At 65.2% G+C, this 18,628-nt stretch carries 15 protein-coding genes, 1 tRNA gene and 1 riboswitch; of the genes, 11 read left to right on the forward strand and 5 right to left on the reverse strand.

Translation table 11 applies throughout. The features are described 5' to 3' along the window. The first annotated feature begins 27 nt into the window (after nucleotides 1-27). The gene (locus ACXR2W_RS06280; RefSeq protein WP_458813299.1) at nucleotides 28-2,184 is read left to right on the forward strand and encodes an MMPL family transporter; all 2,157 of its coding nucleotides are present in this window, start codon (nucleotides 28-30) and stop codon (nucleotides 2,182-2,184) included. A gap of 82 nt (nucleotides 2,185-2,266) precedes the next feature. On the opposite strand, the gene ACXR2W_RS06285 is transcribed toward ACXR2W_RS06280, so the two are convergent. The 3 genes from ACXR2W_RS06285 to ACXR2W_RS06295 all read right to left on the reverse strand — a co-directional run bounded on the left by ACXR2W_RS06285 (nucleotide 2,267) and on the right by ACXR2W_RS06295 (nucleotide 4,736). Then, a complete protein-coding gene (locus ACXR2W_RS06285) occupies nucleotides 2,267-3,103 on the reverse strand; it encodes a PhzF family phenazine biosynthesis protein (RefSeq protein ID WP_458813301.1) in 837 nt (278 codons plus the stop codon). A 146-nt stretch (nucleotides 3,104-3,249) separates the two neighbouring features. Next, nucleotides 3,250-3,341: transfer RNA gene (locus ACXR2W_RS06290), tRNA-Ser, on the reverse strand. A 93-nt stretch (nucleotides 3,342-3,434) separates the two neighbouring features. Beyond that, nucleotides 3,435-4,736 carry an LCP family protein gene (locus ACXR2W_RS06295; protein ID WP_458813303.1) on the reverse strand — a complete coding sequence of 434 codons (1,302 nt, stop codon included), beginning with the start codon at nucleotides 4,734-4,736 and terminating at the stop codon, nucleotides 3,435-3,437. 131 nt (nucleotides 4,737-4,867) lie between these two features. Between ACXR2W_RS06295 and ACXR2W_RS06300 the strand changes: the two genes are divergently transcribed. The 5 genes from ACXR2W_RS06300 to ACXR2W_RS06320 all read left to right on the forward strand — a co-directional run bounded on the left by ACXR2W_RS06300 (nucleotide 4,868) and on the right by ACXR2W_RS06320 (nucleotide 10,985). Next, nucleotides 4,868-5,746, forward strand: a complete 879-nt coding sequence (locus ACXR2W_RS06300) for an exodeoxyribonuclease III (RefSeq protein WP_458813305.1) — start codon at nucleotides 4,868-4,870, stop codon at nucleotides 5,744-5,746. 36 nt (nucleotides 5,747-5,782) lie between these two features. Next, complete coding sequence (locus ACXR2W_RS06305; protein ID WP_458813307.1) at nucleotides 5,783-6,643, forward strand: exodeoxyribonuclease III; 861 nt, start codon at nucleotides 5,783-5,785, stop codon at nucleotides 6,641-6,643. Between the two features lie 344 nt (nucleotides 6,644-6,987). Further along, on the forward strand, nucleotides 6,988-8,004 hold the full coding sequence (gene trpS, locus ACXR2W_RS06310; protein WP_458813309.1) for a tryptophan--tRNA ligase: 1,017 nt from the start codon (nucleotides 6,988-6,990) through the stop codon (nucleotides 8,002-8,004). 39 nt (nucleotides 8,005-8,043) lie between these two features. After that, nucleotides 8,044-10,281: a bifunctional lysylphosphatidylglycerol flippase/synthetase MprF gene (locus ACXR2W_RS06315; RefSeq protein ID WP_458813311.1), complete on the forward strand. Its 2,238-nt coding sequence runs from the start codon at nucleotides 8,044-8,046 to the stop codon at nucleotides 10,279-10,281. Continuing rightward, complete coding sequence (locus tag ACXR2W_RS06320) at nucleotides 10,278-10,985, forward strand: DUF1345 domain-containing protein (protein ID WP_458813313.1); 708 nt, start codon at nucleotides 10,278-10,280, stop codon at nucleotides 10,983-10,985. The genes ACXR2W_RS06315 and ACXR2W_RS06320 overlap by 4 nt, the downstream gene beginning before the upstream one ends. Before the next feature lie 10 nt (nucleotides 10,986-10,995). Here the strand turns inward: ACXR2W_RS06320 and ACXR2W_RS06325 are convergent, their stop codons facing one another. Together ACXR2W_RS06325 and ACXR2W_RS06330 are read right to left on the reverse strand one after the other, a co-directional pair. Further along, nucleotides 10,996-12,435: a type II toxin-antitoxin system HipA family toxin gene (locus tag ACXR2W_RS06325; RefSeq protein WP_458813314.1), complete on the reverse strand. Its 1,440-nt coding sequence runs from the start codon at nucleotides 12,433-12,435 to the stop codon at nucleotides 10,996-10,998. Beyond that, complete coding sequence (locus ACXR2W_RS06330; RefSeq protein WP_458813315.1) at nucleotides 12,432-12,719, reverse strand: helix-turn-helix domain-containing protein; 288 nt, start codon at nucleotides 12,717-12,719, stop codon at nucleotides 12,432-12,434. Before ACXR2W_RS06330 ends, ACXR2W_RS06325 begins: the two co-directional genes overlap by 4 nt. A 140-nt stretch (nucleotides 12,720-12,859) precedes the next feature. Next, a riboswitch (FMN riboswitch) is annotated at nucleotides 12,860-13,000 on the forward strand. Nucleotides 13,001-13,052: 52 nt separating this feature from the next. On the opposite strand from ACXR2W_RS06330, the gene ACXR2W_RS06335 reads away from it, so the two are divergent. The 5 genes from ACXR2W_RS06335 to ACXR2W_RS06355 form a co-directional block, all read left to right on the forward strand. Next, a complete protein-coding gene (locus ACXR2W_RS06335; RefSeq protein WP_458813316.1) occupies nucleotides 13,053-14,444 on the forward strand; it encodes a bifunctional diaminohydroxyphosphoribosylaminopyrimidine deaminase/5-amino-6-(5-phosphoribosylamino)uracil reductase RibD in 1,392 nt (463 codons plus the stop codon). Continuing rightward, nucleotides 14,444-15,142, forward strand: coding sequence for a riboflavin synthase (locus tag ACXR2W_RS06340; protein ID WP_458813318.1), 699 nt, complete (start codon nucleotides 14,444-14,446; stop codon nucleotides 15,140-15,142). Before ACXR2W_RS06335 ends, ACXR2W_RS06340 begins: the two co-directional genes overlap by 1 nt. Next, nucleotides 15,139-16,410 carry a 3,4-dihydroxy-2-butanone-4-phosphate synthase gene (gene ribB, locus ACXR2W_RS06345; protein WP_458813320.1) on the forward strand — a complete coding sequence of 424 codons (1,272 nt, stop codon included), beginning with the start codon at nucleotides 15,139-15,141 and terminating at the stop codon, nucleotides 16,408-16,410. Before ACXR2W_RS06340 ends, ribB begins: the two co-directional genes overlap by 4 nt. 167 nt (nucleotides 16,411-16,577) lie before the next feature. Beyond that, entirely contained in the window at nucleotides 16,578-17,141 is a 564-nt protein-coding gene (locus ACXR2W_RS06350) for a 6,7-dimethyl-8-ribityllumazine synthase (RefSeq protein ID WP_458813322.1), read from the forward strand. 269 nt (nucleotides 17,142-17,410) lie between these two features. After that, nucleotides 17,411-18,628 (forward strand): ABC transporter ATP-binding protein (locus ACXR2W_RS06355; RefSeq protein WP_489948836.1); only part of this gene is annotated, 1,218 nt, incomplete at its 3' end.

Genomic DNA, 18,628 nt, shown 5'->3' on the forward strand with positions numbered 1-18,628 from the left:
ACCTGGCTAGATAAGCTGGAGAGGGTCATGAACCAACACCCCAAACACGGACGCCGCCGCTGGCTCCGCATCCTGATTCCCGCCCTGTTGATTCTGCTGTGGGTGGGCGCGGGCAGTGTGGGCGGCCCTTACTTTGGCAAGGTGAGTGAGGTCTCCTCCAACGACCAGACCACCTACTTGCCCAGCTCGGCCGACGCGACTCAGGTACAGCAGCGCCTCGCCGACTTTCGCGACTCCGAGGCGATCCCCGCGGTCGTCGTCATCACGGGCGACGAAAAGCTCAGCGACGAGACCCTCAATACGCTCTCCACGGCGGTGAAAGACCTGCCAAGCACCGTACCCAACGTGTCGACCGACATCTCGCCACTCATTCCATCAGAGGACGGCATGGCCGCGCAGGCGTTCGTACCCATCGAGGGCAAAAACACGATTCGCGAGGCGACCTCGGGCATCGGCGACGAGCTGCGCGCGGCGGCTCCCGCGGGCGTCGACGTGTACGTGACCGGCCCCGCCGGCTTCACCGCCGATCTCGTCAACGGCTTCTCGGGCATCGACGGCCTACTGCTCGGCGTCGCCCTCATCGCCGTCTTCATCATTCTCGTCGTCGTCTATCGCTCCCTCTTGCTGCCTGTCGCGGTGCTCACGACGAGCCTCATGGCCCTCACCGTCGCGCTCCTCACCAACTGGTGGCTCGCGAAATGGGGCCTCTTCATGCTCTCGGGCCAAACCCAGGGCATCCTCTTCATCCTCGTGATCGGCGCCGCCACCGACTACTCACTGCTCTACGTCTCGCGCTTTCGCGAGCAGCTGCGCATCACGCAAGACCGCGGAGCGGCCACCCTGCAGGCGATCCGGGGCTCGTTTGAACCCATCTTGGCGTCGGGCGGCACGGTCATCGCTGGGCTTTTGTGCCTGCTGCTGTCTGATCTGAAGTCGAACAGCTCGCTGGGCCCGGTCGCCTCGGTGGGCATCGTGTTTGCGATGCTCGCGGCGCTCACGCTGCTGCCCGCGATCCTGTTCGCGTTTGGGCGGGCCGCGTTCTGGCCCAGGCGCCCGCACTTCGAGCCCGAGGTCGTGGCGGCAGAACACGGCATGCCCACGGGCGTGTGGGCCAGGCTCGCGGCGCTCATTCGCCGCCGCCCGCGCCCCATCTGGATCATCACCGTGCTCGTGCTGCTCGTGGGTGTCGTGGGCGCGGGCCAGTTGAACGCCTCGGGTGTACCCCAGTCCGATCTCGTGCTTGGCGCGAGCGAAGCGCGCGACGGCCAGCAGGCCCTCGGCAAGCATTTTCCTGGCGGTTCTGGCAGCCCGGCGTACGTAATTACGAAGGCTCCGGATCTGCAGCAGGCGGCCACCACGGTGCTCGGCGTCGCAGGCGTCGACAGCGTCACAGTTGTCGCGGCCGACTCCCCCAGCGGCACCGCCCCCGTCACGAAGGACGGCGTGCAACCGCTGGGGCCGCCCGGCACCCCCGCGCCCGAACCGACAGTCGCCGCGGGCGATGTGCTGCTGCAAGCCACCCTGAGCGACGCCGCAGATTCAGATGCGGCGGAGCAGACGGTGCGCGAGATCCGGCACGAACTTGCGGGCAGCGGGGCGCTCGTGGGCGGCGTGACCGCGACCGCGATCGACACGAATGATGCTTCGATTCACGATCGCACACTCATTATTCCCGTCGTGCTGCTCGTAATCTTGGTGATTCTGATGCTGCTGTTGCGATCGATCGTGGCACCGCTCATTCTGATCGCCACGACCGTGTTGTCGTTTGGCACCGCGCTGGGCGTCGCAGCCCTCGTGTTCAACCACGTGTTCGATTTTCCCGGCGCAGATCCGGCCGTGCCACTCTATGGATTCGTGTTCTTGGTGGCGCTGGGCATCGACTACAACATCTTCTTGATGACGCGGGTGCGCGAAGAGTCGATCGCGCACGGCACCCACGAGGGCATCTCGCGGGGCCTCGCGATCACCGGCGGCGTAATCACATCGGCCGGCCTCGTGCTCGCTGCGACGTTCGCGGCGCTCGCGGTGATTCCGATCTTGTTTCTCGCGCAGATCGCGTTCATCGTGGCGTTCGGTGTGCTGCTCGACACGTTCATTGTGCGCTCCCTGCTGGTGCCCGCGCTGGCGACCGATATTGGGCGCAAGGTGTGGTGGCCGTCGAAGCTCGCGCGCGGTGAGCGGTAGGGCGACGCATTCTAGAAGTGTGCCCTGCTTGAAATAGAGCGGACATTGCGATGAGCCGCACGACCCAACCTACGCTCTAAACTCAGAGGTTCACTTCGCCCCTGACGCAGCTCGAGACCGTTCCACCGATCCAGATGCCGTCGTCTTCGACGGACACGTGCACGCGGCCCTGGTAACCAATAGCCGTCCCCTGGGCTGCAACGTACTGCCGGTCTGCGATTCCAACCGATGTCAGCCACTCGGCCAAGCCTGCGTTGAGGCTGCCCGTGACGGGGTCCTCCCAGACCGGGTCGCCACCTAGAAACGCACGCACCTCAAACTGCACGTCGCCGCCCGGCGCGTAGGGCCCGACGACACCTATCGAGAGTGAGCCGAGGTCTGCGGGATCGGGGCTCAACGCGAGCACCTCTTGCGCGCTCGAGAGCCTGACACCAATCCACTCTGGTCCATTGACTAACCATGATGCGTCCAGGATGCGCTCCCGGGGAACACCCAATGCAGCGGCCAGCTCCTGCACGAGGGACTCCTCGACTGGCTCAAAACGCGTCAGAGGTGGGGCCAAGAACGAGAACTTCTGGCCGTCCACCCGCACCCTCACGAGCCCCGCGCCGCACTCCTGCACGATGGTGCCTGCTTGTGCCGGCACGCCACCCGCTTGAAGCCAGGCAAACGCAGACCCCAGGGTGGGGTGCCCGGCGAAAGGAAATTCTTGGGTGGCAGAGAAGATGCGCACCCGGTAGTCGGCGGCGGGGTCGGCCGGTCGCAATAGAAACGTGGTTTCGGCGAGGTTCGTCCACTTCGCGAAGCGCTGCATCTCATCAGTGGTCAAATCGTCAGCGCCATGAACGATGGCTAGCGGGTTGCCGAAATATGGTGTCGACGAGAACACGTCGACCTCACTGTAGTTGCGCATGGTCACGGTAATAATTTATCGCCTGCACCCCCGGCCCATGCCAAGTCTCTCTGTTCTCAGTTCAGGGTTGCCCCGCGGCTGACCGCAAAACAACAAAGCCCCGACTTCCTTGTAATTACTGGGAAGTTGGGGCTTTGTGTTTGTTGTAAATCTGGCGGAGACGGGGGGATTTGAACCCCCGGTCGAGTTTAACCCCGACCCTTCATTAGCAGTGAAGTCCGTTCGGCCGCTCCGGCACGTCTCCTAGGTGTAAACACCGTTCCCCACTGTAGCGGAAAGACCCAGCTCACGTGAAATCGTGAGCTGGGTCTCTCGGCGTGTCACGCGAAATACCGGATCAAAAGACCGTGCGCCCCGCCGAACAGGTCTCGTTGCTGGCCTGTTGGCCCGTGATGTTTTCGGGCAGCTTGACCGCTCCGCTTGCATCAACGGGAGGCGCGGCCCCGTCGCCCTCGATCGGTAAGCCGGTCTCAGGGTCCACAGCGGGGTCTGCCGCCGGGTCAGTCATGGCCGGGTCCTCTGCGGGCACCGACGGGTCGCCGGCAGCGCCCGCATCGGGCGCGACACCCTCGCCCACCGCAGTCACCGCAAACGGCTGGCCACTCTTGACGATATCCATGAGAGTCTGCGCATTGAGGTAGTCGGGGGTCAGGCGCCCCTCTTCGTAGGGGTGTGAGAACGTTGGGTACTGCACGAAATTAATACGATCAAGGTCGATGTCCTTCACCGTGCCGGCGAGAGCCTGCATAAACTGCACCGTCGCCATGTTCTTCGACAGCGTCATGTTCTCAACGCCCGCCTTGGCGAGCCCGTACACCTTGACGGGATCAGACAGCGTTTCAGCGCTCTTCAATTCGCGCATCAGGGCAGACATGAACACCTGCTGGTTGCTGATGCGGCTAGTGTCGCCACCATCGCCCACACCGTGACGGGTGCGCAGAAACTGCAGCGCATCCATACCCTGCAGGGTGACCATACCGGCGGGCAGGTCGAGGTTCGCATGGGGATCGACGATGGGCTGCGCGAGGCAGACGTCAACGCCACCCAGCGCGTTGGAGACACCGATCACACCGTCGAACGAGATGAGCCCGGCGTAGGGAATGTCGATGCCTGTGAGCTCTGAAATTGTCGACGCGACACACGGCAGACCACCGTACGAGATGGCGGTGTTGAGCTGCTGCTCACTCATCGCCGAGTAGTAGTTCGGTTCACCGTTCGGGCCGGGGCAGCTCGGAATCGGCACCATCAGGTCACGCGGAAAACTAATCACCGTCGCGTTCTGGTGATCGGCCGAGACGTGCAGCAGCAGGTTGACGTCGTTGAGCTCGCCCTCCTCGCCGTCGTCGATGGCCTGCCCGGCACGAGAGTCCGTGCCCGCCAGCAGAATCGTCAGCTCACCATCGAGCGACTGGCTGCCCGCCCCAACGGCATCGCCCTTCTTATCAACCAGGTCGACGGTGCGAATCTCTTTCGCGAGGCCCCACACCGCATACGAAACCGTCGCGACGCCGCTCAGCACGACAACAATCGCGGTCGTCAACAGAATCCGCAGCGCATTGCTCCAGCTCTTCGAGCGGCGCAGCTTGCCGTGGCGCACAAACGCCTGACGCACAGATCCGTCAGCGAGTTTCTTGCTCATTCAGTATTCCCCGTGTCTTCAGGTGCGGTTTACACACATGACCGAGCCACAAATCTACCCGAATCCACTGTGCAGGCCCTCGGAGCATCTAAACCCCCAGCTAAATCGCGGCTCCCCGTTAGGCTTGAGACATGCGCATCGCCACTTGGAACGTCAACTCTATTCGCACCCGTGTCGGCCGCGTCGTCGACTGGCTCGTACGCGAAGACATCGACGTGCTCGCCATGCAAGAGATCAAGTGCCGGCCCGACCAGTTTCCCGTCGAAGCGTTCGAGCGCGCCGGCTACCACCTCGAGCTACACGGCCTCAACCAGTGGAACGGCGTCGCCTTCGCCAGCCGACACGAGATGACCGATGTCGCCCGCGAGTTCGACGGCATGCCCGGCTTCGGCAAGCCCATCAAGGGGCAAGAGGGAGTGCAGGGCGAAGGACCCAACGGCCTACCGCTCGAGGCGCGCGCGCTCGGTGTCACCGTCGGTGACCTGCGGCTCTGGAGCCTCTACGTACCCAACGGTCGCGGCATCGACGACCCCCACTACGCGTACAAGCTCGAGTGGCTTGCGGCGCTGCGCCGCAATGCCGAGGCGTGGCTCGATGAAGATCCGGATCTGCCCCTCGCCCTCATGGGCGACTGGAACATCGCGCCCCTCGCGGCCGACATGGGTGATCCATCGTTCACGGTGGGTAAATCCACACACGTCTCGGCGCCCGAGCGCGACATGTTTGCCTCGTTCGAGCCGTTCGTCGAAGACGTGGTGCGCCCCATCGTGCCCGAAGGGTTCACGTTCTGGGATTACAAGGCGGGCCGCTTTCCCAAAAACGAGGGCATGCGCATCGACTTCATCATGGGGTCGCGTGGTTTCGCTGACGCCGTCACGGGGGCCGCGATTCACCGCGACGAGCGCCGCGGCGACGCCCCCAGCGACCACGTGCCCGTCGTCGCCGAGATCGACGTCGAGCTGCTGGGTGGCACGTTTGAAGACGAGTACGACCGCCCCATGGTGTTCTAGGCCACAGGCCGGTCACTGCTGAGTAGACTGGAGCGCATGGTCGAAACCCTGCGCGTCGCCTCCGTCAACGTCAACGGCATTCGTGCCGCCTACCGCAAAGGCATGGGTGAGTGGCTCGCGTCTCGCGACGTCGACATCCTCGCCATGCAAGAGGTGCGCGCGCAAGACGAGCACCTGCAGCAGTTTTTGGGCGACGCGGGCTGGCACTGGCTGCACGACCCCTGCGAGATCAAGGGGCGCGCGGGCGTCGCGATCGCGAGCCGCCTTCCCTCCATTTCGCACCGGATCGGGTTGGGCCCTGCCGACGCGCAGGAGCGCATCCAGTCGTCGGGCCGCTGGATCGAGGCCGACTTCGAGCTGGGTGACCAGACCCTCACCGTGGTGAGCAACTACACCCACTCGGGTGAGGTGGGCACCCCCCGCCAGGAAGCCAAGTGGGCGTTCCTCGACGCCATGGGCGACCGCATGAGCGAGCTCGGCACCGACGGCGCACTCGTGTCGATCGTGGGCGACTTCAATGTGGGTCACCGCGAGCTCGACATTAAGAACTGGAAGGGCAACGTCAAGAAGTCCGGCTTCCTGCCCCAGGAGCGTGCCTACTTCGACCGTTACTTCGGCACGAAGGGCGAAACCATCATCGGTGTCGACGGTTCAGAAGGGCCCGGCCTCGGCTGGATCGATGTGGGCCGCAAGTGGGCGGGCGAGGTCGACGGCCCCTACTCGTGGTGGTCAAACCGCGGGCAGGCGTTCGACAACGACACGGGCTGGCGCATCGACTACCACGTGGTGACGCCCGCTCTCGGTGAGCGCGTCGAAAACTACGTGATTGACCGGGCGGCCGCCTACGACGAGCGATGGTCGGACCACGCTGCTGTCGTCGTTGACTACCGCGTGTAGTCCTCCGCATTAGCGGTTGGGGCTTTGCCCAGCGCCAATCAACTGACCGCTGAGGGTGGGGCTTTGGGCTCCGCCGCTCTCCGGTCGCACCGGCTTCGCCGGCGCTCCTGCCAGACCCAGCCAATCGGCGGAGCCCAAAGCCCCACCCTCAGCTCCCTTCGGAGCTCTGCGCAATAGGCAACGGCGGCCAAACCCCACCCGTCATCCTGCGCGAGCTTGCGAGTCGCAGGATCCACACCACATAGATACTGCGACTCGTTCCTCGCGCAGCATGACGTGAGAACAACCAAGCGCCACGAGTCGCAGGATCCACAGACCAACACCTTTAGCGAAGAAGCAACACTATGACTGACACCAGCAACACCGTAAAGCCCGTTCTGTTCTCGGGCATGCAGCCCTCGGCCGACTCCCTGCAGCTCGGCAACTACATCGGCGCACTGAGCCAGTGGACGAAGATGCAAGAGGACTTCGACGCGTTCTTCTGCGTCGTCAACCTCCACGCCATCACCGTGCCGCAGGATCCGGCAGGCCTTATCGCCCGCACCCGCCGCACCGCCGCGCAGTACATCGCCGCAGGCATTGATCCGGCGCAGTCGACCCTGTTCGTGCAGTCACACGTGCCCGCTCACACCGAGCTGGCCTGGGTGCTCAACACGATGACGGGCTTCGGTGAGGCCGGCCGCATGACGCAGTTCAAGGACAAGTCGCAGAAGCAGGGCACCGACGCCGCCTCGGTGGGCCTGTTCACGTACCCGATTCTGATGGCCGCCGACATTTTGCTGTACCAGGCTGCTTCGGTGCCGGTGGGCGAAGACCAGCGCCAGCACGTCGAGCTCACGCGTGACCTCGCGAACCGCTTCAACTCGCGCTTTGGCGACACGTTCATTGTGCCCGAGGCGCACATTTCGAAGGGCACCGCAAAGGTCTACGACCTGCAGACCCCCACCGCCAAGATGTCGAAGTCGGCCGAGAGCGATGCCGGGCTCGTGAACGTGCTCGATCCGGCCAATGTGACCAAGAAGAAGATCATGCGCGCAGTCACCGACGACGAGGGTGTGGTGCGGTTTGACCGCGACGCGAAGCCCGGCGTCTCGAACCTGCTCACCATCTACTCGGTGCTGTCGGGCCAGACGGTCGACAGCATCGTCGCTGAGTACGACGGCCGCGGCTACGGCGACCTCAAGAAGGGCCTCGTTGAGGTCGTGGAGGGCAGCCTTGCGCCCGTGCGCGAGCGCACCGAAGAGCTCCTCGCAGACCCGGCAGAGCTGGATCGGCTGCTCGCGAAGGGCGCCGAGCGCGCGAACGAAGTCGCCGAGCGCACCCTGAAGCTCGTGTACGAACGCATCGGACTGCTGCGCTAAATCCTGCGTTTGGTTGCCCGCTTTTCGTAGACTGTGTCTATGAGCGACACAGCGGTCAGCGAAACGGCGAGGTCGGGGCGGGGCAGGGCGGGGCTCTCAGCCACTCTGCGCGTACTGCGGCGCACCCCCTTCACCACGAGCTTCGTGCTCGCGATGCTCATAGTGGGTGTGGCCACGGGCAGCCTGTGGGCCGCAGCGGCCAACCAGCCCTGGTTTCACGACGTTGCCACGGGGCTGCCCTCGTTTGACGAGGGACGCTGGTGGACTGTTTTCACCGCCATGTTCTTCGCCGATCACCCGTGGGTCTACGTCACCCTCGCCCCGCTCGTGATCGGCGGCACCGGTTGGGCCGAGTGGAAGTTTGGGTCGCTGCGCACAGCGGGCCTCTTCGTTGCCGGGCACCTGGTGGGTGTGCTGGGCGCGGCGGCACTTTTGGCCGTCGCGGCCCAGACCGACTCGCTTTGGGCGACCCACCTCGCCACCGTGTACGACGTGGGGCCATCTTGCGGTGCGCTCACCGCGCTCGTGTTTGCGATTGCCACGCTGCCGTCGCCGTGGCGGTTGCGCGCCCGCATCGCGGTCTTCCTGTGGGTCACCATCTCAGTGTTCTACCTGGGCATGATCCACGACCTCGAACATGCCATCGCGATGGCGATAGCGCTCGCGGTGAGCGGCTTTCTGCCCGCGTTTCGGCGCCGCTCAGGGCGCCCCAGCCAGCGCGAATGGCGACTGCTCGCGTTCACCGGCATCATCGCCATTGGTGTGATTCAGATTCTCAATCTGGTCGTGCCATACGACGGGCCACTCGGCCACAATCAGCCGGTCGCGTCGTTCGTTGACGTCGCCATCGATGTGGCGGTGATCGCACTCATCGCGAACGGTCTGCGCCTCGGCCACAAACTGGGCTGGGTGGTGGCGCTTATTTTGGGGTTCTACAACGTGGTCACGGGCGTACTCGCTACGCTCGCGTTGCCGCTGATGTTGCAATACGAGCTGATCGATGCCCCCATCGACATTGTGGGGCTCGCTTTCGCCCCCAGCGTGTTGTGGGCGGCAATGTTGGCTGTGTTGTTTGTGGGTCGCGGCTCGTTTCGCGTGCGGCTGCGGCGCGCGCATCGCACGCTTGCCGCAGAAGCCCTATCCAGGGAGGAGCTCGTGGCGCGGCTCGAACGCTTTGGCGGCGGCACGATCTCGTGGATGACGACGTGGAACCTCAACGAGCGCATCGCGGCCGGCGCGGTGGCTACTGCCGGACCGACTGCCGTGGGCACGACCGGCGCTGCCGCATCGGGCGCGCTCGCGTACCAGTCACACTCGGGCGTCGCGATTATGCTGGGCGACCCGATCGTCGCCGCGCACGAGACGGCCGACGCGCTGCAGGAGTTTGCGCAGGTCACCGAGCAGGCGGGGCTCGTGCCGTGTGCGTTCTCGGTGAGCGCTGACGTCGCAAATGCCCGGCCCGCGGGCTGGCGCAGCGTCATCGTCGCAGAAGACACGATCGTCGACCTGCCTGGTCTCGAGTTCAAGGGTAAGCCGTGGGGCGATGTGCGCACCGCGATTAACCGGGCCACCCGCGAGGGCATCGAGTTTCGCATGGTGACGCTCACAGACGAGCCGTGGTCGACGCTCGCGCAGGTGCGTGCGATCTCTGAGCAGTGGACGGGCGACAAGGGCCTACCCGAGATGCGCTTCACCCTGGGCACGGTTGACGAGGCGCTCGACCCGCGCGTACTCGTGGGCATCGCGGTCGATGCCGACGGTAGCCTGCACGGCATCACCTCGTGGCTGCCCGTGTATGGCCCGCAAGACCCGGCGACGGGTGAGCCCCGCGTTGTGGGCTGGACTCTCGATCTGATGCGGCGTCGCGACGGCGGGTTTGGCCCCGTGATGGAGTTTTTGATCGCGTCGTCGGCGCAGCATTTTGCGCAGCAGGGGTACGAGTTTGTGTCACTCTCGGGGGCCCCACTCGTGCGCCCGGCAGACGCCGAGACCGGGCCCGTAGACCAGGTGCTCGCGCAGGTGGGCGAGCTTATCGAACCGCTCTACGGGTTCAAGTCGCTGCACCGCTTCAAACAGAAGTTCAATCCGCGCCACGAGTCTCTGCACCTGCTGTTTCGCGACGAGGGTGATCTGCCCCGCATCGGCATCGCCCTCACGCGCGCGTACCTGCCCGATGCGACGCTGCGCGACCTCGTCGCTTCGGCGGCCGCGAAGCCCGAAGGGCCAGCGAAGCCCGAATCACAAGCAAAGCCCGGTTCGACAGGCGCACGGGCATGACCGGCACGGCACGATCCGGATCTCAAAGATGGCGTACCGCCGTGGGCCTCGCGGTCGCGATTACCGGCATCTTGATGCAGCTGTGGCTCGTGTGGCTGGGCGCCAAGCTGCTGTGGGGGCCCGATGACGGCTTCGATATTTTGCGGCTGCTCGTGTGGTGCGCGATCGCGACCCTGTATCTGGGGGCGACCGCGATCACGCTCACGGTCGGGGCGATGCGCGAGCGACCCGACGCGCTCGTCACGCGCACGATCGTGGGCCACCCGATCACGCGGCTGCTGTCGGTGCTGTTCACGTTTGGCTCGAGTTTCATCGGCCTGAGCGTCGCGATCGATCTGATCACGAGCCTCGGCATGGACCAGCACGACGCTGCGTCGGAGGCCGCGGCGGTGTGGGCGATGCTGCTGTCGTGGGCAATGTTCAACTGGGGGTATGCGCGCATCTACTACTCGCGCTATTTGCGGGCGAAGGCGCCGCCGCTCAAGTTTCCGGGTACCCCCGAGCCGAAGCTTGTGGACTTCGCGTATTTGTCGTTTACCAACGCGACCACGTTCGCGGTGTCAGACGTGCAGGTGCTGAGCTCGCGCATGCGGTGGACGATCGTGTGGCACACCTCGATCGCGTTCTTCTTCAACGCGATGATCATTGTGCTCACCATGAACGTGATCGCGAACGGCAAGATGTTCGCCGACCTGTTTGGGTGAGTGGGTGGGGCTAGGTTCGATGCCTGTAATACCCCGTCTGCCAAGTACCGTTGCTCGCGCGGTGTCCACGCATCCAGACCCTGGTCGATAAAGTCGCCATATCCATTCGGGCCCCCTCAAATTTAGGGGTTTCGAGCAAGTCAGACTCAGACACTCGGTTTACGACATCATCAGCAAAACGGCGAACCCGGTCTGGCATGCGTCGCACCTGTTCCACTGCGAAACCTTGGGGGAGCTCTGCGACAGCCTGGTCAAAAGCCTCAGGTAGAGCTTTGGCCAGCTCGCGTAGTTGCTCCACGAAATTCTTTCGGTCGATTCGTAGCACATCTGCTGCTCGGGCTAAATCGCGTCCGGTGATGTTCCGATACCTCCGATTCTTGCCATACTTCACAGCTGCGCCCGACTTAAACCGAACTCGATGCTCATCCCAAATTCCATGCGCCGAGATAAGGTCGTATGCCGGAGCAAGACGAACATTTCTACCAACAAGCAGTAGGCTGTGGTTTTTTGCGTGCGCATCCACTCCCGCCGCCAAGAGATTAAACCCAGCAAGGCGCACAAGGGCACTACGATCCTGATCTCTATATGAGGGTGAAGACGCAGTACGAACGAGATATTCGGTGTCACCCAGGGTTGGCCCACCATCGTCTTCGTACTTGCGCGTGGGAAACACACTAAGCGCCTGGCAAAAGTCTTCTTGATGTACCCGTGTCACTTCGCCGTCGTGTTGCACAACCCTGTCGTACCGGGTGGTGACAAACGCTTGTGTACCAGCAAAGTCAAGGATCTCAACCGTAGCTGCTGGTACTTGGACAGCCCGTGCCGCTCGCATAGTGACAAATTCGACCGCCTGCACGGAGTCATTCGTCGCACCTGTTGCGGTCACCATCCCAGGTTTCACAATGTGAGTACTCGCAGCGCGCCCGTTGGGCTCGAACCAGCGATCTCCTACCCGAGATAGCGCAAACTTGCCTTGATAACCGCCAAGGGAAAACCGGCTTTCGTCTTCATCAGTGTCGTCAACCCAGTGTTCTGGATCTACGAGGATCCCCGCAATGCGATCTGCAATCTTTGCCTCGCTAATATGCGCAAGAACTCCTGTTTGCGAGGGGCTTTCACCTTCAGGAACAATTTGAACCGACCCAGGCGCGTCTTGTCCCATGTAGCGAAGCAGCGTGAACGGGTCACTCCGATGTTCATGAAACTTTCTTGCCCACCGTTCACGCACTTCCTGGGCATCTGGAAGCAAATTGGACAACCACGGCATCACCCGATCAGGCCCATGGTTCTGATGGGATTTGGGAAGACTCATCGACACCGGAGTCGCATACGGGTCATGCGAATAAGCCGCATCGTAAATGAATTCAACGTCCCCCGCCACGCCGCGCAAGAGCTGACCCGCCAAACGGCCATCAAGCCACAGGTCGAGTGTGTCTACGTCGCCACTCATTCCAAGTTTCCAAACACTTGGTCAAGCAGCCTCGAAGGCTCTGAGCGTTCAGCCATAATTTCGTACCCGAGTGCGTTCGCCAGGGCGATCGCGCTTGGCAGGGATGGTGCCGTTTTTCCTCCCTCAACATCTTGCAGCCATCGACGGCTCTTCGCGGCCATCCCCGCCAATTGCTCTTGAGTTAGACCAGCTTGGATTCGCGACGAACGCACGAACGCGCCAAAACCACCCTGGTCTCGCAGTAGCACTTGAGCACCGTGCGCACTATTCTTCACATTCACCACAGTGAGAAGTATAGTGCGCCCCTAGTGCAATCGGAAGCGCAGCACGGCGCTTCAGCTTTGAAGCGCGACTATCCCTCCGCCGTCAGCGAACCGGTCAAACTGGCTATTTCGCCGCCCTCCCGTCACGGGCTACGATGAAGAATGTGTTCCGGGGTCGGTGAGAATCCGAACCGGCGGTGATAGTCCGCGAGCGTCGCATCCGCGATGTTGAACCGGTGAAACTCCGGTACCGACGGTGATGGGCGATGCTTTCGCTCTAGTCCGGATGAGAGGAACGCAGAAACCGCGCACCCCGCGGTTCCTTGCGTACCCGGCGTGCAAGGAATGGCGGCCATGAACGACGCGGTGACCACTGACTCGCTGGTCGACGATGCCATGCGGCGGGCGCTCACTATCGCGCGCCGCGGCCCGGCGCGCGACGAGAACCCTCAGGTCGGCTGCGTCATCATCGACGCCCGCGGCACGATCGTCGCTGAGGGCTGGCATGAGGGCGCCGGATCGCCCCACGCCGAAGCCGCCGCGCTCGCGCGCTTGCCCGCGTCGTGGCGGGCCCGTACGGGCGAACTCACCGCCGTCGTGACGCTCGAGCCGTGCAACCACACGGGCCGCACGGGCCCCTGCGCGGTCGCGCTCGCTGCGGCCGGCATCGGGGCGGTTGTGTATGCGCTCGCCGACCCGGGCGGCGCCTCGTCTGGTGGGGCGTCGGCGGGCGGCGCAGCCACGCTGCGAGCCGCGGGGGTGCGGGTGCGCGGCGGGGTACTGGCGGCCGAAGCGCGCGAGCTCATCGCCAGTTGGCTGGCGGGGCAGGCCACGCGAGCGAGCGCCCCCACCCCCGTCATGCTGCGCGACGCAGGAGTCGCAGCATCCATGCACCGCGACCTGGATCCTGCGACTCGTTCCTCGCGCAGGATGACAGTTGGAGAAACCTCGCGCGTCACCTCCCCCGTCATGCTGCGCGAGACGCCCACCCCTGTCATGTTGCGCGAGACACCCACCCCTGTCATGCTGCGCGACGCAGGAGTCGCAGCATCCACACACAAGGTGACCGGTGAGGGGATGCCCCTCATCACCGTGAAGTGGGCGCAAACCCTCGACGGGCGTGCGGCCGCGGCCGACGGCTCGAGCCAGTGGATCACCGGGCCAGACGCCCGCGCCGACGTGCACCGCCGCCGCGCGGCCGCAGACGCGATTCTCGTCGGCACGGGCACCCTCATCGCTGACGACCCGAGCCTCACCGCGCGCACCGCGGGCGGTGAACTGCTCGTGCCCGCCGAGCAACAGCCCATACCCGTGGTATTCGGCCGCAGGCCGATCCCCGCGTCAGCCCGTATTAACCAGCACCCGGCCCTCGCCGCGCACGCGCTCACCGCCCCGCTGCAGTACACCGGCGAGTACCTCGCCGACGACTTGCGGGCGCTTGCGGCACGAGGGATCCGGAGCGTGTTTGTAGAGGGCGGCCCGGGCATTGTGAGCGCGCTGATTGCGGCGGGGCTCGCGCACGACGTGCTCGTGTACGTGGCGCCCGCGCTGCTGGGCGGGCCGCGAGTCGCGCTTGGCGACCTGGGCGTCGCAAGCTTGGCGGGGTTGAAGCCGCTGCGGGCTGCACGGCTCACTCAGCTGGGGACCGACTGGCTGATCGAAGCCGAGATCGTGGCAGGCGAGGCCGACTCGGCTGGCGAGGCCGACTCGGCTGGCGATACGCACCAACCATCGAAGGGAATGTGATGTTCACAGGGCTAGTAGAAGAGGTCGGTGAGGTCGTCGCGATCGAGCCGGTCGCAGATTCACTGCGGCTCACGATACGCGGGCCGCTCGTCACCAGTGATGCCGAACACGGCGCATCGATCTGTGTGTCGGGGGTGTGTCTCACCGTCGTCGCGCGAGGCGGCACTGAGGGCGGCGCCGTGGGCGGCGCCGACGCTGGCACGTTCGTGGCCGATGTGATGGCGCAGACGCTCAATATGTCGACGCTCGGCTCCCTCACCATGGGGGCCGCGGTGAATCTCGAGCGCGCGGTGCGCATGGACACCCGGCTCGGCGGCCACATCGTGCAGGGTCACGTCGACGGCACCGCCCGGCTCGTGAGCGTCGCCGAACACGAGGCGTGGCGGGTGCTGCGCTTCGCGGTCTCACGCGACATCGCGGCGCTGCTCGTCGATAAGGGCTCAGTCACGGTGTCGGGCGTCTCGCTCACGGTGTCGAACGTGTCTGACCCCGACGCAGCAGACGAGCACTGGTTTGAAGTGTCGCTGATTCCCGAGACGCTCACCGCCACGACGCTCGGAGGCCTCGCCATCGGCGCTCTCGTCAACGTTGAAACCGATATTCTCGCCCGCCACGTCGCCCGCATGCTGCGCATGGGCGTCGCCCCTACCACCGCTACTTCCGCCAACTCCGCCTCAACCGAAGGGCTCAGCTCATGATCACACCAGGCATCTCCACCATCGACGAAGCTGTCGCCGCCATCAAGGCCGGCCGCCCCGTCATCGTCGCCGACGACGAGGACCGCGAGAACGAGGGCGACGTGATCTTGTCTGCCGAGCTCGCGACGCCCGAGTGGATCGGCTGGGCCGTGCGCTGGTCGTCGGGGCTGCTCTGCGCTCCCATGACCAACGACGTCGCGAACCAGCTCGACCTGCCCATGATGGTCGAGCGCAACGAAGACGTACGCGCCACCGCCTACACCGTCACCGTCGACGCGGCGCAGGGAGTCACCACGGGCATTAGCGCGAGCGACCGCGCCACGACCCTGCGCGCGCTCGCGAACCCCAAAGCTGTGCCCACCGATGTGCACCGTCCAGGGCACATTCTGCCGCTGCGTGCCGTCGACGGCGGCGTGCGCGCCCGCGCGGGGCATACCGAGGCCGGCGTCGAGCTCATGAAGCTCGCGGGGCTCTCGCCCGTCGCCGTGATCGGCGAGATCGTCGCCGAAGACGGCGAGATGATGCGGCTGCCCGGTCTGATCGAGCTCGGGGCGCAAGAAAATATTCCTGTGATCACGATCGAACAGCTCATCACGCACCTCGACGCGGTCGATCCTATTGATCCGGATCAGCGGGCCGCTGCCCCCAAGCAGCGGCGGGTGAGCGTGCGCGCGAGCACGATGCTGCCGACCGAGTACGGCGAGTTTCAGACGAGCGCATACCGCGATCGCCGGGTGGGCGTTGACCACCTGGCGCTTGTTGCGCCGCTGCCCGACGGCACCGCACCGGGGGCGGGCGCGCTCGTGCGGGTGCACTCAGAGTGCATCACGGGCGAGGCATTTGCGTCGATGAAGTGCGAGTGCGGGCCACAGCTGCAGGCTTCGCTCGCGCTGATCCATGAGCGCGGCGGCGTCGTCGTGTACCTGCGCGGGCACGAGGGGCGCGGCATTGGGCTCGCGAACAAGCTGCGCGCCTACCAACTGCAAGAGCAGGGCGTCGACACGCTCGATGCCAACCTGCAGTTGGGGCTGCCCGGCGACGCTCGCGACTACTCAGCCGCCGCCGAAATCATCGCCGACCTGGGGCTTTCGGGCATTCGGTTGCTCACGAATAACCCCGACAAGGTTGAACAGCTGCGCGCAGCGGGTATCGACATCGCCGAGCGGGTGCCGCTCGTGGTGGGCGTGAACGAGCACAACATCGGCTACATGTCGGCCAAGCGCGACCGCATGAACCACGACCTGCCGCAGGATATTCAAACGAGCTAGTCGCTTGGATCCGGCGACTTCGCTCGCAAGCTCGCTTCGCGCCGGATGACGAGGGGTAGCGCGGGCACCGTCCCCCGTCATTCTGCGCGATTTCTCCCACCCGTCATTCTGCACGACGCAGGAGTCGCAGAATCCACACCCACCCAAACCAACCAAAGGAGTACCCCATGAGCGGAGCCGGAGCTCCAGACCTGTCGGTCGATGCGAGCGGCTTGTCGGTCGCCATCATCGCCGGCCACTGGCACGACGAGATCTTGTCGCCCATGATCGAAGAGGCGCAGCGCGCGGTGGCCGCGGCCGGCGCCACCGCCGAGGTGTTTCGCGTAGCGGGCGCGTTCGAGCTGCCGCTCGCGGCGCAGGCAGCGCTGAGCACTGCTGGCGGCGTAGCCGGTGTAGCCGGTGCTGGTGCCGGCGGTGCTGGTGCCGGTGCCGGCGGTGCTGGTGCCGGTGCCGGTGCTGCCGGGCCGCGGTTTGATGCGGCGGTGTGCCTCGGTGTGATCGTGCGGGGAGGCACACCGCACTTTGACTACGTGTGCAACGCCGTCACCGACGGCCTCACCCGGGTGCAGCTCGACACGGGCCGCCCCGTCGGGTTCGGCGTGCTCACGGTCGACAACGAGCAGCAGGCGCTCGATCGTTCAGGTCGCCCGGGCGCCCCCGAGTCGAAGGGGCGCGAGGCCGCCGAGGCTGCGCTTCACCTTGCGGTGACCACGCGCGCGATCCGGAGCTAACGCAGGCCGCCAGAGCCGCGCGCTGCCGCGCGCTGCCGCCGCGCGCCGCGAAGCCTGACCATTCGGCATCGAAATGACGAGTCGGTATCGAAAATACGTATTTATCGGGCCGACTCGTCATTTCGATACCGGCTCGTCGGCAAACCACCACACGGGTCGATACCGGCTCGTCGGCAAACGGCCATACGGGTAGCGTGCCAGGGCAACTGTCAGGGGGCGCAGCTTAGAGTAGGGCCGTGACCGGGCACACTCAAGACGCAGCAACGACGATGAACCCGCAGCGCGATTCCAAGCGCCGCCCCACACGGGCCCGTGGCCCGCGCAGCTTTCGCGCAGGCAGGGGCGCAGGCAGTACGCAGCATCGCGGCCCGCGCGCCTCGCTTAAGCAGCTGCTCCCGTACCTGTTCGAGCAGCGGCGCCTACTCACCCTCGCGATCGCTTTTGGGCTCGCGGGGGCCGTGGCCTCGCTCGCGCAGCCGCTGCTGCTCGGTCAGCTGATCACCCGTGTCGAGGGCGCCGAGCCGCTCGGCTGGCTGCTCGGAATTCTCTGCGCGATTGTCGTGGCCGGCGCGATTCTTGGCGGGCTACAGCACTACGTACTGCAGCGTATGGGCGAGGGCGTTGTGCTCGCCAGCCGCAAGCGGCTTATCGCCCGCATGCTACAGCTGCCCATCACCCAGTTCGACCGTCGCCGCACGGGCGACCTCGTCTCGCGCGTCGGCAGCGACACGACCCTACTACGGGCCGTGCTCACGCAGGGTCTCGTCGAGGCGATCAGCGGCATGCTCGTATTTGTGGGCGCACTCGTGGGCATGCTCATCATTGACGCTGTGCTGTTTCTGATCACGTTTGGCGTGATCGTGGTGGCCCTCGTCGTCGTGGTTATCGTTTCGGGGCGCATTCGTCCCGCGGTCGCCCGATCGCAGGAGAAAGTGGGCGATCTCGCCGCCCAGGTCGACCGGTCGATCTCGTCCATTCGCACCATTCGCGCGGCCGGAGCTACCGAGCGCGAGCAGCGCGCCACCGAGCGCGACGCCGAGGAGGCGTATCTGCTGGGCGTGAAGGTCGCCAAGATCTCGGCCTTCATCGTGCCCGTCTCGTTTCTGGCGATGCAGCTCTCGTTTCTCATCGTGCTCGGGCTCGGCGGCTACCGCGTCGCCACCGGCGCGATCACCATCTCCCAGCTCGTCACGTTCATCATCTTCCTGTTTCTGATGGTGATGCCGCTCGGGCAGGCTTTCGGTGCGATCGCGGCCGTGAGCCAGGCCCTCGGCGCTCTCGGCCGCATCCAAGAGATCACGGCGCTGCCCACCGAGACTGCACACGACGCCGAGCTCTCGCCCACGGGCCGCATCGAGCCGCTGCGCGACGTGGACAGCCACGTTGGTAGCGACGCGAGCAGCACCGCCGGCACGGGCACGGGCACGGGCACGGGCACGGGCACGGGCACGGGCACGGGCACGGGCACGGGCACGGGCACGGGCACG

The organism is Leucobacter faecis (assembly GCF_054456695.2).